Source organism: Mesorhizobium sp. M9A.F.Ca.ET.002.03.1.2 (assembly GCF_003952365.1).
GTDB lineage: Bacteria > Pseudomonadota > Alphaproteobacteria > Rhizobiales > Rhizobiaceae > Mesorhizobium.
On record NZ_CP034443.1, the window covers coordinates 1,660,285 to 1,673,848 of the forward strand.

Below are 13,564 nucleotides of genomic sequence, written 5' to 3' on the forward strand. Positions count from 1 at the left end.
TGCAAGATGGCTCATATAAAAGCCGAGTGTTCAAAAAATGCAATAATTACAATGCGATAATTAACCACAGTCGTTGACTATATCGTTAACGATCAGTTGCGTTGCCTGTGGAAATGTTCTTCTCATTCGAAAAGCACGCAACGATTGAGTGCGATCTCCTTCGTGCTCAATGCTGGAGTCGATGACTCGCATGAATACTTATGAAGCCAAAGAGATCAGGTGTCTGGTCGCGGGTGGGGCAGGGTTTTTGGGAACTAATCTTGCGCGCCGCCTTCTTGAACAGGGCGTATTTGTAGATTGCGTCGACAATTTCTCGACCGGTCGAAAAGCCAATGTCGCGGACCTTGCCCGATACCCGAATTTTCGGTTCACCAAGCTCGACATTGCCGATTCCGGTTCCTGCAACCGGCTGCTGCGTCGCCGCTACAGCCAGATCTACAATCTGGCCTGCCCGACGGGCGTTCCCAACATCGGGCTGCTCGGCGAGGAAATGTTGATGACCTCGTCCCTTGGATCGCTGAACCTTCTGAAGGTGGCGCGTCGATCAAACGCCAGATATCTTTTCGCCAGCACGGCGGAAGCGTATGGCGACCCGGAGATATTTCCTCAACCGGAGAGCTATGTCGGAAAGGTTGATCCGGTCGGGCCGCGCAGCCCCTATGAGGAAGGCAAGCGCTTCGGCGAGGCGCTTACGTGCTTCTGGGGCCGCAAGTACGATCTCGACGTTCGAATCGTGCGCATTTTCAACACCTATGGTCCTGCAATGTCGCCGCAAGACCAGCGCGTCATCCCGCAGATGTTTTCGCATCTCATCGCCGAGCAGCCGGTGCCGATTTACGGCGACGGCGCGCAAACCCGCACATTCCTGCATGTCGACGATCTTGTCGACGGCCTGTTGACGGTGATGGAAAGAGGCGTCAGCGCCGAGGTCTACAACATCGGCGGCGCTGACCAGATCACAATTTGCGAACTGTTTGAACTGGTGAGAACGGTAACAGGACTGAGTGGCAGCGCCGTTTTCGAGAAGCATTTCACAGCAGACCATCATGGCCGCTGGCCCGACACCGCCAAGATACAGGCGCTAGGCTGGCGCCAGCGGATTTCGCTCGCTGACGGTGTCCGCCAGAGCTACCGGGATTTCCTGGCCGCAACTGAAACCTGTCATATCGGGATGAATGGCGCCGCCCTCGATCGCCTTCCCTTTTCAGGACATCGCCAGTCTCCCGCCGCGGATCGCCATCGCGCACGACGTGTCTCGCCATGACGGAGACCGTCGCCGTGAACCTCACGATGATGCTCCTCAGCGCTTCGCTTGGGGTCAACATCGCATTCTGGTGCATGGTCGGCATGATCAGGTTTATCAGCGAAATCGGCTCGCCCTCAAAAATCGGCGGTCGGTCGGCAATCGGCATCTCCGATGTCGCTGTTGTCATCCCGGCGCACAACGAGGAAATTGCCCTTCCCAAATGTATAAAGGCGCTGACGGCCGTCATTCCGGCAAGACAGGTCTATGTCGCCAGCGATGGATCGCGCGACCGCACCGTCGCCATCGCACGCGCACATGGCTGCAGGGCGCTCGACATCCAGCCAAATGCAGGCAAGGCCAAGGCGATCGACAAGGCGATCCGCAACTATCGTCTCTGCGATCGCTACAAGACGGTGCTGATCCAGGACGCGGATTCAGAGATCGACCAGCACTATTTCGAGCATGCATTGCCGCTGTTCGACGACCCGAAGGTGGCCGTCGTCGCAGGCCACGTCCTGTCGCGCTGGCGTGACCAGCGCAGGCTCGGCATGGACATGCTCTATGCGGCGTACAGGACGCGTCTCTACCGGATCCTGCAGACGGCGTTCCAGTACGGGCAATCGTGGAAATGGACAAATGTGAGCTATATCGCGCCTGGTCTCGCCAGCATCTATCGTACCAGCGCCTTGCGCCAGATCGACATCACCGCTCCTGGCCTCGTCATCGAAGATTTCAACATGACCTTCGAGGTTCAGCATAAGCGGCTGGGTCGCGTTGCCTATTCGCCCAAGGCGCGATGCTGGTCGGAGGACCCGTTCAATCTGACCGACTATCGCAAGCAGGTTCAACGCTGGTATCTCGGTTTCTGGCAGACCGTATGGCGCCACGGATTTTGGCCCAGCCGCTTTTGGCTGTCCCTGGGTGGCCTGCTGGCGGAGTTGCTTGTCATTTCCATATTCGCTCTGAGCCTGCCGTTTGCGGCGATCCTTTATCTGATGACCGGTCTAGAGATGCCGGCAATCTCGTTCAGTGAATTCGCGATGCGTCCCGTGTCGCCGCTCGGTCTGCTGGTCCTGTTTCTCGCCGTCGACTACACGCTCACCATTGCCGTCGCGATCATCGAATGTCGACCGAGTTTGCTCATCTATGGCGTCGCGTTTCCAATAATTAGGCTTCTCGATGCGGCGCTTTTCCTGCGGGCGTTGTTCAAGTCGTTTTCCGCCAAGTCGGATGGCCGCTGGATCAGTCCGGAGCGCTATGCAGGAATCGTTTCCATCGGGAGGTAAGAATGAACATGACGCGACGCTCCGCTCTTCTTGGTGCACTGAGCATGCCGCTGCTTGCGATCGTAAACAAAGGCATTTCGAAGGCTGCGGCCAGCGAACCCTTGCCCAACCCGATCATCGTCACGATCAGCAATGTAAGCGCCAGCGCACAGCCCGTCAGGCTCGCAGCGCTTGCCGCCTCGTTCCTGACCCGCAAGGTGCCGGTGACGCTGACAGTCGCGCCGGTCGATGCAGCAGCGCAGGCACTGGACTACCATTCGGAACTGGCCCGCTGGCTTCGCCAGGCAATCGCGCTCAATCCAGACGGCATCGAACTTGGCATCCACGCCGACACGCTCGTGTCCGGGGACCCTTATCTCCAGCTTCGTCAGGGCAGCGACATCCAGGCCGCGTTTTCCCATCTGATCAACGAGTATGAGAGATATCAGTCTCAAGCCGTGATAACGGCCTTGACTCTGACCACCAACTCGCCGCTGCGTTCCCACCAGGACGGTGCCTCCCTGCGTGCGGCCGGCATCCGTTCGGTCATCCGACTTTCGGGCGGCATCGAGGATACAATCAGGCTACAGCCCGCCGACGGTGGCTACTGGACGACCGAAACCGGCCTGGTCAACACATTTGCGTCTCCAATGAGCTCGACGAGGCCGGTCACGGCCGGCGGCGGGTTAATGGCGCCGGCAGCGCTTGCCTCGAACATCGCCACTTTGAGCGCAAACGATAATCCGATCATTGTTGACATTCCGTTCGGGACGCTCACCGGCCTCGGCGACGGCGATCTTGCCGACTATGGAGCGCAAGTCGCGCAGAGCGTGCTTGCTGCCGTCGCGTCCGGCAGCGTCCGTGCGATCCTCCCGCAAAAGCTCTATGTCCAGAGCAAGGATACGGGCAATCGGCTGGTCGTCGTTCGCGTCGACGATTTCAGAGTTGATCCCGATTGGGACCCGAGCCACATCGCGTTCGTTTACAAGCTGATCGAAGCCGGCTACCCGGTCACCGATGGGATCATTCCCGCCCCGCGGGCGGGCCTGCTATCCAGGGACGAGGTGAGCAAGGCATATCTGCGCGCCATGTCGGAGGATCGCCGCTACGATATTGCAGCCCATGGCTGGAACCACACGCCGTCGGAGCTTTTGGGAAATTCGCTCCGAAAGGATTTCGACCTGATCAGAGGCGGCATCAGCGAGGTTTATCGGTCGACCGGCAGGTCTCCCGTCTCCTACATCCCACCCAATGATGCTTTCGATGAGAACACGCTGGATGCGCTGACCGCCACCGGAACGCCCTTGTTCAGTGCCGACAAGGGTGACCTGCGCCGGTTCGCCGGCATGGACGAGCGAGGTATTCTTCACGTCTCGAACACCGTCAAGTTCGAAAAATCTTGGAGCGACGACATTCCCTACCGCACGAAGGACCAGGTGTTCGATCTTATTGGGACGGACAATGACGCGGTCTTCTGCATCCATCCTCGAACGGCCAACTCGCCCGAAAAGAAAGCATTGATACTCGACACGCTCGCGGAGCTATCCGCTCAGCGAGGAACCAAACTGGTAAACTTTGCCGAATATTATGCGGCGGTCAGTCCAGCCATGCCAAACGTAGAGCGGATCAGAAGCGCGCGGGCGGACGTATCGGTTCGCGATTGGAAAAAGCCGGATCAATATCCATTGGATGACAGTATCCTGAAGGCGGACGCAGAACTGGCCTGGCGCTATTTCGACTGGGGCTCGAAGAATTTCAACGGCATGGTGCCGGCGACGTCCTGGATCGAATCCGGCAAGCAGGCGGGCTACCCCTTCGCGACGATGTGGGATGTCGGCACGCAGATCCTCGCCACTCTGTCCGCTCAGCGTCTGGGAATCATCGATCAGCCCAGCTTCGAGACGATCATTATGCGGATCGTTGCGTTCCTCAAGGAATCGAATTTCCGCTACGCCGGTGGAAAGCTGCCACACACCGAGCGACCTCTGGGATCGCAAGGTGGGCAGCGCGAAGGATTCGATAGCGCCGATACCGGACGATTGCTGGTTGCGCTCAAAATTCTTGACCAGCATACGGCCGGCGCCTTCCCGATTTTCGACCTCGTTTCCGGCTGGTCCTTCAAGCCTGTTCTCAAGGGCGGCAAAATGCACATGGTCAGCAAGAATGGCAGGGTCTCGTCCCTGCATGCAAACAGCTATGCAGGCTACGCAGGGCGCGGTTACAGCCTTTGGGGAGAATCGATCAAGCCGGTCTTTGACGCCGAGGATCCTAGTCGCAGCATGGACGCTGCGATTGCTTCTCTCGCAGAGATTCAGCGGCGGGGGCGGATTGCAACCGAACCTCATGTGACCGAGAAAATCGAACTGGGCGGCTCGCAGCATGGCCGTCTCATGGCCGACATTCTTTACGCTGCACAGATCAAACGCTACCGCGAGACGGATACTCTGACTTGCGCCTCGGAATGTGCCATGGCGGGGCCGCCATACTTCACCTACCAAGGCTATCAGTTGACGGACCATGGCGGCCAGTTCGTGGTCGACACGCTGAAAACCTCGTCGCAAGCCCGAGCGGACAAGATGGCGGATAAGCTGCGTCTGGTCAGCACCAAGGGCGCGTATCTCTGGTACGCCGCCCGCCCCGGCGATTATTCGGAGAAGCTCATCGCCCTGGTTCGGGAGCAAGCCAAAATGCCCGGCATGGGTTTTTCGGCCGGCATTTCTGAGCGGACCGGCAAATCGATCGAGGTCACCGACATAAATACCAACGGCATAATCCTTGAATCCATCGCCTATATTCTGGGCGGGCGAAAGCCGTTTCTTCTGTCGGAAGGAGCGTGACGCACCGGCAAAGGCAGGGTGCTGCACGAGAACAGATGGCCAATGGTTGTAGCGGCCGCTATCTCTGATTCCAGCGCCGGACAATTGGTTCGCCAAGACCGTGCTCGTAGCCGAGCACGCTTATGCTGGCGGTATCCAGGGCGAACAGGGCGCCGTCCTGCGGCGGCAGGCCGAGCCAGCGCACGGCCAGCACCCGCAGGAAATGAGCGCTTGAAAACACCAGGGCATTGGCGTTGACGGCACGCAGCTGGCTGACGATCCGGTCCGCCCTCGCGCCGACATCCTGCACCATCTCGCCGCCCGGACATCCGTCGCGAAAGAGACGCCAGCTAGGACGCTCGGCGAGGATCTGCTTCGTGGTCAGTCCTTCGTAAGCGCCGTAGTCCCACTCCGCCAGGTCAGACGTCTTCAGGCCGGCCGAACCGAAGCCGGCCAGCACGCAGGTCTTGAAGGCGCGCTGCGATGGGCTCGACCAGACAGCCTGGAACGAGAGGCCTTGCAACCGCTCAGTAATCCCCCGGGCGGCCTCCTCGCCGGCAGGCGTCAACGGTATGTCGGTCCGCCCGGTATGCTTTCCGGAAGCGCTCCATTCCGTCTCTCCGTGCCGAACCAGATAGATTTCGGGAAACGCGCTCATCCGCATGCCTTTTTAATGCCTTGCCAGATCGTCCAACGGGGCAAATCATAGCGGCTTCTACAGACTCTCCAAATAGCCGGGCCAAATAGCCGGGTTGGTCCGCTCCGCCGTGCTGGCTTAACCCTTCCCTGGGTCAGCCTCTTGCCATAGCTGCCCATTTCGTGGACAAGCCGTTGATGCGGAATCCGGGCCGATCACGGCCATTTTCCGCGCTGAGACGCGGCTTCCGGCCTTTTTGCCGACGCGCCGCAATCGGATAGGCGAAAAAATGTCTGCGATCGAAGCCGGCGCTCGCGCGCCGGAAAATCTTTGGCGTCAGGAAATCAAGGCGACGCTGGCCCTCGCCTGGCCGATGGTGCTCACCAATCTCGGGCAGACGGCGATGACTGCCACCGATGTCATGATGATGGGGCGGCTGGGGCCGGACACGCTGGCCAGTGGCGCTCTTGGCGCCAACCTCTATTTCATGCCGCTGATCTTCGGGCTGGGCCTGATGCTGGCGACCTCGCCGATGATGGCGACCGAGCTCGGCCGCCGCCGCCATTCGGTGCGCGATCTGCGCCGCACCGTGCGCCAGGGCCTGTGGCTGGCGATCCTCATCTGCATCCCGATCTGGATCGTGCTTTGGCACGGCGAGGCAATTTTGCTCGCCATGGGCCAGGAGCCGGCGCTGGCGCATCAGGCCGGCATCTATCTGCGCTGGCTCGAATGGGCGGTGCTGCCCTTCTACGGCTATATCGTGCTGCGCTCGTTCATTTCGGCGCTGGAGCGGCCGGGCTGGGCGCTGGTCATCGTCTTCGTTGCCGTCGCCTGCAATGTCTTCTTCAACTGGGTGTTCATGTTCGGCAATCTCGGCGCCCCTTCGATGGGCATCGCCGGGTCGGGACTCGCCACCACGCTGTCGAGCACGCTGATGTTCGTCGGCATGGCGGCTGTGGTGATGCTTGAGCCGAAGTTTCGCCGCTATCGCCTGTTCGGCCGCTTCTGGCGGGCCGACTGGCCGCGCTTCACGGGATTGCTGCGGCTCGGTCTTCCGATCGCCGGTCTTCTCGCCTTCGAGGTGACGATCTTCAACGCCGCGGCCCTTCTCATGGGCCTGATCGACGCGGCCTCGCTCGCGGCGCATGCCATCGCCATCCAGATCGCGTCGGTCAGCTTCATGGTGCCGCTCGGCCTCAACCAGGCGGCGACGGTACGTGTCGGGCTTGCCCATGGCGCCGGCAACCCGGAAGGGGTTTCCCGCGCCGGCTGGACCGCTTTCGTCATCGGCGTGTCGTTCATGGCGCTGATGGGGCTGGTTATGATCCTGTGGCCGCATCTGCTGATCAGCGCCTTCATCGATCTCGGCGACCCGGCCAATGCCACGGTGATCGGGCTTGCCGTGTCGTTCCTGGCCTTTGCCGCGCTGTTCCAGATTTTCGATGGCGCGCAAGCGGTTGCCGCCGGCATGCTGCGCGGCCTGCACGACACAAAGGTGCCGATGATCTATGCCGCGATCGGCTATTGGGGCATCGGCCTGCCGCTCGGCGTGCTGCTCGCCTTCTATTCCGGCCTCAACGGCGTCGGCATCTGGATCGGCCTGTCGTCGGGACTGGCGGCAGTGGCGGCGCTGCTTCTGGCGCGCTGGCTGCGGCGGGACCGTATCGCGCCGCCGCTCTCCTTTGGGCATTGAACGAGCGGCCGGCGGTTTGCCTGGCGGCTATGCTTCAGGCTCTCTTGCCGATATCGCCGGGCTGAAGACCATCAGGCTGAGGATCTCGAACAGCACCTGAGCGCCGGCATGCGCGGTGTTGGTGGTCGCGTCATATTGCGGCGCCACCTCGACGACGTCGCCGCCGACGATGTTGAGGCCCTTGAGGCCGCGCAGAAATTCTAGCACTTCCCGCGTGGTCAGCCCGCCGACTTCCGGCGTGCCGGTGCCGGGCGCGAAGGCCGGATCGACACTATCGATGTCGAAGGAAACATAGGTCGGGCCGTCGCCGACTATCCTGCGCGCCTTCTCGATGATGGCTGGCACGCCAAGGCCGGTCACCTCTTCGGCATGCACGACGGTCATGCCGGATTCGTAGGTGAACTCCCACAGATACTCGGCCGAGCCGCGGATGCCGATCTGAATGGTGCGCGACGGGTCGAGCACGCCGTCCAGCACCGCATTGCGGAACGGCCCGCCATGGTGGAACTTGGTCATGTCGAACAGGCCGCCGGTGTCGCAGTGGGCGTCGATATGGATCATGCCGACCGGCGCCTTTTTGCCGACAGCCTTCAGGATCGGGTGGCTGATCGAATGATCGCCGCCGACCGAAAGCGGGATGACGCCGGCGTCGACGATCTGGTTGGTGCGGCGCTCGATATCGTCATGGCTGGTCTCCAGCCGGTAGCGGCTCTGGAACGGCACGTCGCCGATATCGGCCACCCTCAGCTCATGCGTCGGCGCGCATTCCAGCACATGATTATACGGCCCGATGCGCTCGATGGCGCGCAACGCCCTCGGCCCGAAGCGCGCGCCGGGCCGGTTGGTGACGCCGAGATCCATCGGCACGCCGACCATCGCCACCTGCAGATCGCCGAAATCCGGATTGTCGGTGGCAATTTGCCGATAGGGCGCGGCGAGAAAAGTCGGGATGCCGGAATAAGGCGCCAGCCGGGTTCCGCTCTTGGAAAAGATATTGTCGGCGACGCGCCGGAATTTCGGATCGAACATTTCGCCGCCATGGCTTTCGCCATATTTGCGGCGCAACGCTTCGAGCTTGCCGCGATCGTAACCCATGTCGGTTCTCCTCTGTGTCCGGCGGCTCGCTGCGTCCGGAAGCGACGGTGGTCGACAGGCCGTCAAGCGTCCGAGAGCCCCCATCCGTAAGCTGTTTCGGGCGGAGTGTCCGGCAGCCGCGCCGAAAAATCAATTGTGATAGCGCGGCACTTGCCGCAGGGTTTTCTTTTTTGTCGGGCCAGCCCGCAAAGCGGGCAGCGCTTTCAAAAATTCAATGCTAAGAGGCATTCCGCTAAAGCAATTCCAGGAAAAGTGCGCGGCGGTTTTCCGTCCGGAATTGCGTGAAACAAATTTAGAGCGGTTCAGAGTTTCTATCCAGAAACTGAAGCGGTCTAAAAGCAAGCAGTGAAGGCGGCATCGAGACATGGCTAAGACCGATATAGCGCGGCGCGTCTACAACCACACCTGGAAGCTCGACCCGATCGTCCGCAGCCTGCTCGATACCGATTTCTACAAGCTGCTGATGCTGCAGATGATCTGGGGCATGTATCCCAAGGTCGACGCCACCTTCACGCTGATCAACCGCACCACCTCGGTTCGCCTTGCCGAGGAGATCGATGAAACGGAGCTGCGTGATCAGCTCGACCATGCTCGCACCTTGCGCTTCTCCAAGAAGGAGATGATCTGGCTCGGCGGCAACACCTTCTATGGCCGCAAGCAGATATTCGAACCGGAATTCCTCGCCTGGCTCGAAAACTTCCAGCTGCCGGAGTACGAGCTTTCCCGGCGCGACGGCCAGTACGAATTGAGTTTCAGCGGCCCGTGGATGTACACGACGCTGTGGGAGATCCCGGCGCTCGCCATCATCAATGAGCTTCGTTCGCGCGCGGCCATGCGGGCGTTCGGGCCCTTCGCGCTCGACGTGCTCTATGCCCGCGCCAAGGCCAAGATGTGGGCCAAGACCGAGCGGTTGAAAGCGCTGCCCGACATCCGCATTTCGGATTTCGGCACTCGCCGCCGCCATTCGTTCCTGTGGCAGCGCTGGTGCGTCGAAGCGCTGAAGGAAGGCATCGGCGAGGCCTTCACCGGTACCTCAAACGTGCTGCTTGCCATGGACAACGACCTCGAGGCGCTGGGCACCAACGCGCATGAACTGCCGATGGTGTTCGCCGCGCTCGCCAATTCGGAAAAGGAATTGAGACAGTCGCCCTACAAGGTGCTGCAGGACTGGCAGCGCTACTATGGCGGCAATTTGCTGATCGTGCTGCCGGACACTTTCGGCACCGCGGCATTCCTGCGCGACGTGCCGGATTGGGTCGCCGACTGGACCGGTTTTCGCCCTGACAGCGCGCCGCCGATCGAGGGCGGCGAGAAGATTCTTTCCTGGTGGCGTGAAAAGGGCAAGGACCCGAAGCAGAAGCTGCTCATCTTTTCCGATGGGCTCGAGGTCGAGACGATCGAGGAAACCTACCGCCACTTCCGCGGCAAGGTGCGCATGTCCTTTGGCTGGGGCACCAACCTGACCAATGATTTCGAGGGCTGCGCGCCGACCGAAACCAACCGCCTCGACGCCATCTCGCTGGTCTGCAAGGTCACCGAAGCCAATGGCCGGCCTGCGGTCAAGCTCTCCGACAATCCGGCCAAGGCCACCGGCGACGAGAACGAGATCGAGCGTTATTTGCGGATATTTGGCGAAAAGGACCGCGTGGAGCAGCTGGTCAAGGTGTGAGGGAATTCCTGGATAGTCTGAGTTCCTTCGCGCCCCCCTCTGTCCTGCCGGACATCTCCCCCACTTGGGGGGAGATTGCGCCGTCATTGCAGCTTTCGCCAATCACCAAAGTTGCAGAGGGAGAGCCGACGGCGGGACTGCCGATCTCCCCCCACGTGGGGGACATGTCCGGCAGGACAGAGGGGGGCGCCGCAGAGCGCGACCATAACCCGGTAGCTCAGTTGCTTCCCCGTTTCCTTCTTGTTCTAGCACTTACACCTTTGCCCACCCCTGCCTTCGCCCATGCCTCCGACCGCGGCCACGTTCTGCTGCTGCCCACCGGCTACTACGTCGCCGGCGGTGCGCTTGCGGTTGCCGCCAGCTTCCTTGTCCTGGCCTTGCTGCCCTCAGACTTTCTCGACCGCTTCTGGCAGCGGCGCCTGCCGCTTTTCGCATTCGGCGACGGCGCACGGACAATCGTCAGCCTGCTATCCTTTGCCGGCTTTGCAATTCTTATTGCCGCAGGCCTGTTCGGCAGCCGCGACCCGCTTTCCAACCCTTTGCCACTGACGATCTGGACGCTGCTCTGGGTTGGGCTGGTTTTGCTGCAGGGGCTTTTCGGCAATCTCTGGTCATGGCTGAACCCCTGGTACGGGCCATGGCGTGTCGTTTCGCGGCTGTTCGGGGAGCGGGAAATAAAGCGCCTGCCCGCATGGCTCGGCTATTGGCCGGCTTTCGTGCTGTTCCTCGCCTTCGCCTGGTTCGAACTGATCGACCCAGCACCCGACGATCCGGCGCGGCTCGCCTGGGCCGCCGGTCTCTATTGGCTGCTGAGTTTTGCTGCCATGCTGGTGTTTGGCTACCTCGACTGGAGCCGCGGCGGTGAATTCCTGACGGTATTCTTCACCATGGTGGCGCGGTTCGCCGTTATCGAGCGCAACGAAGACGGCCGGCTCAGTTTCTGCTGGCCAGGCGCCAAACTCATCAATGCCGCGCCGCTGTCGCTCAGCGGCACCGCTTTCCTGTTGCTAGCGCTGTCGTCGGTGTCCTTCGACGGGTTGTCGAAAACCTTCTTCTGGTTCGGCCTGTTCGGCATCAATCCGCTAGAGTTTCCGGGCCGCACTGCGGTGGTCGGCATCGGCACCTTCGGCCTCGTGCTGATGTTCGTCCTGCTTGCGGCCGCGTTCATCCTTGCAATTGTCCTCGGCCAGCGTCTTGCCGGCAGCAAGCATTCCCTCGGTCAGGCCGCCGGGCTGCTGGTGTGGTCGATCGTGCCGATCGCGCTCGCCTATCATGTCGCACACTATCTGGCGGCGCTGCTCGTCGATGGCCAATATGCGGTGGCCGCGCTTTCCGACCCGTTCGCGCTGGGCTGGAACCTGTTCGGCACCGCCGACATGCAGATCGAAGCCGGTGTCGTTGCCGGCGCCGACTCGGCATGGTGGCTGTGGAATGTCCAGGCTGGCGTCATCATCGCTGGCCACATGCTCGCCGTGCTCGTCGCCCATGGCCTCGCCTGGCGGTTGCACCCGGTTCCCGCTCGCGCCGCGCTCAGCCAGTTTCCGCTCACCGTGCTGATGATCGCCTACACGGTTTTCGGCCTGTGGTTGCTTGCCACGCCGGCGGCCGGATGAGACAAAGGCCGGCCTTTATGCCCGTCGATTGATCCTTGGGGAAAGCCCGCTTGCCACATCAGGGCTTTGGTGATTTAGTTTGTACACATGCAATTTCGGCCACTTGCCAAGAGTGGCCCGCCTCGCTCCAGCCATTGGTCAAAACTAAAAAAACAGGGGAACTGCCGTGACTGACAAGAATGGGTTTTTCGATCTCTCCAAAACCGGTCTCACCCGCCGCACGGCGCTCAAAGGGTTGGCCGCGGGAGCCGGCCTTGCCGTCGCGCCCGGGTTCGTGCGTTACAGCCAGGCGCAAAGCTCGGCGCCGATCAAGATCGGCTTCCAGTCTCACCGCACCGGCATCGGCGCTGCCTATGGCCGCTGGTACGAGAAGACCACCGCCGCCGCGGTCAAGGCGATCAACGACGCCGGCGGCATCAACGGCCGGCCGGTCGAGGTGATCATCGAGGATGACGGCACTGATCCCGGCCGCGGCGCCGAAGTGGTCGGCAAGTTCGCCACCCAGCACAAGACCGACATCGTCTACGGCACGCTGTTTTCGCATGTCGTCATCGGTTCGGCGCCGGCCGCCGGCGAGGCCAAGATGCCCTATTTTGTCGTCAGCGAAGGCCACCACGTCGCCTCGACCAAGCTCAACCGCTATGTCTTCCAGCCCGGCATCACCGACGTGAAGAGCCAGATCCAGTCGATGGCGCCGTGGATCGCGGCGAATGCCGGCAAGAAGGTGACGCAGATATTCCCCGATTTCGCCTTCGGTTACGATCATCGCGATTACCTGCCGCCGGCGCTGAAGGCGCAAGGCGCCGAGGTCATCGCCCAGATCGCCATCCCGCCGACGGAATCGTCCTTCACCAAATACTTCCCGCAGATCCCGGCCGAGACCGAGGTGATCTACCACGTCATGGTCGGCCCGGCGGTGCTCACCTTCGTCAAGGAACTCGGCGAATTCTATGGCTCCAACCGGCCGCAGCTGTTCGGTTTCATCGATTCGCTCGAAGCCACCGACATCAACAGCCCCGGCCTCGAATTCCTCGACGGCAGCCATTTCTGGGAAGGCTCGCCGCGCTATGCGCAGCCGGATGATTCCGCCGCGCAGAAGGCTTATCGCGCCGCCGTCGGCATCGACGACAATGGTGCTGCCGTCGGCGATCCGAAGGACGTCTCCACCGCCGCGCACATGTTCGGCTGCTGGGAAACGCTCTATGTCGTCAAGAAGGCGATGGAGGATGCCGGCTACAAGGGCCCCGAAGACCGCGCCAAACTGGTCGAGGCGACCGAGGCCTTGACCGAATTCGCCGAGGGTCCCGAGCATCCGCAGGGGCCGAAGACCTTCAACGGCAAGATCCATCAGTGTTTCGGCATCCAGAATATCTCCAAGGTCGAAGGCGGCCGGCTGAACGTCGTCCACAAGACCAAGATCGAGGACGGCCTCTACGAGCCGGAAGGGGATTACACGACCCAGGCGCTGTGAGGCGCCTCACCCTCCCCTTGTGGGGAGGGTCGGCGAATAGGCTTCGCATTTGCGAAGCC

The 13,564-nt window shown here is 61.4% G+C and carries 9 protein-coding genes; 7 read left to right on the forward strand and 2 right to left on the reverse strand.

Annotation, left to right across the window (positions count from 1 at the left end; all coding sequences use genetic code 11):
- Positions 1-190: 190 nt before the first annotated feature.
- From EJ066_RS08325 to EJ066_RS08335, 3 genes are all read left to right on the forward strand, one after another.
- The gene (locus EJ066_RS08325; RefSeq protein ID WP_189644453.1) at positions 191-1,264 is read left to right on the forward strand and encodes an NAD-dependent epimerase/dehydratase family protein; all 1,074 of its coding nucleotides are present in this window, start codon (positions 191-193) and stop codon (positions 1,262-1,264) included.
- Positions 1,261-2,532, forward strand: coding sequence for a glycosyltransferase family 2 protein (locus tag EJ066_RS08330; RefSeq protein WP_126036655.1), 1,272 nt, complete (start codon positions 1,261-1,263; stop codon positions 2,530-2,532). Before EJ066_RS08325 ends, EJ066_RS08330 begins: the two co-directional genes overlap by 4 nt.
- A 203-nt stretch (positions 2,533-2,735) precedes the next feature.
- On the forward strand, positions 2,736-5,348 hold the full coding sequence (locus tag EJ066_RS08335; RefSeq protein ID WP_189644454.1) for a DUF3131 domain-containing protein: 2,613 nt from the start codon (positions 2,736-2,738) through the stop codon (positions 5,346-5,348).
- 58 nt (positions 5,349-5,406) lie between these two features.
- Here EJ066_RS08335 and EJ066_RS08340 read toward each other — a convergent pair whose 3' ends face one another.
- A complete protein-coding gene (locus EJ066_RS08340; RefSeq protein WP_126036659.1) occupies positions 5,407-5,985 on the reverse strand; it encodes a histidine phosphatase family protein in 579 nt (192 codons plus the stop codon).
- A gap of 268 nt (positions 5,986-6,253) precedes the next feature.
- Between EJ066_RS08340 and EJ066_RS08345 the strand changes: the two genes are divergently transcribed.
- Positions 6,254-7,657, forward strand: a complete 1,404-nt coding sequence (locus tag EJ066_RS08345; protein WP_126036661.1) for an MATE family efflux transporter — start codon at positions 6,254-6,256, stop codon at positions 7,655-7,657.
- A gap of 27 nt (positions 7,658-7,684) precedes the next feature.
- Here the strand turns inward: EJ066_RS08345 and speB are convergent, their stop codons facing one another.
- Positions 7,685-8,752, reverse strand: coding sequence for an agmatinase (speB, locus tag EJ066_RS08350; protein WP_126036663.1), 1,068 nt, complete (start codon positions 8,750-8,752; stop codon positions 7,685-7,687).
- 364 nt (positions 8,753-9,116) lie between these two features.
- Here speB and pncB point away from each other — a divergent pair, with 364 nt between their 5' ends.
- The 3 genes from pncB (at position 9,117) to EJ066_RS08370 (ending at position 13,505) form a co-directional block, all read left to right on the forward strand.
- Positions 9,117-10,421 (forward strand): nicotinate phosphoribosyltransferase, encoded by a 1,305-nt coding sequence (gene pncB / locus EJ066_RS08355; protein WP_126036665.1) that lies wholly within the window; start codon positions 9,117-9,119, stop codon positions 10,419-10,421.
- Between the two features lie 164 nt (positions 10,422-10,585).
- Entirely contained in the window at positions 10,586-12,034 is a 1,449-nt protein-coding gene (locus tag EJ066_RS08365; RefSeq protein ID WP_126036667.1) for a hypothetical protein, read from the forward strand.
- A 166-nt stretch (positions 12,035-12,200) separates the two neighbouring features.
- Positions 12,201-13,505 carry an ABC transporter substrate-binding protein gene (locus tag EJ066_RS08370; RefSeq protein WP_126036669.1) on the forward strand — a complete coding sequence of 435 codons (1,305 nt, stop codon included), beginning with the start codon at positions 12,201-12,203 and terminating at the stop codon, positions 13,503-13,505.
- Positions 13,506-13,564 lie beyond the last annotated feature (59 nt).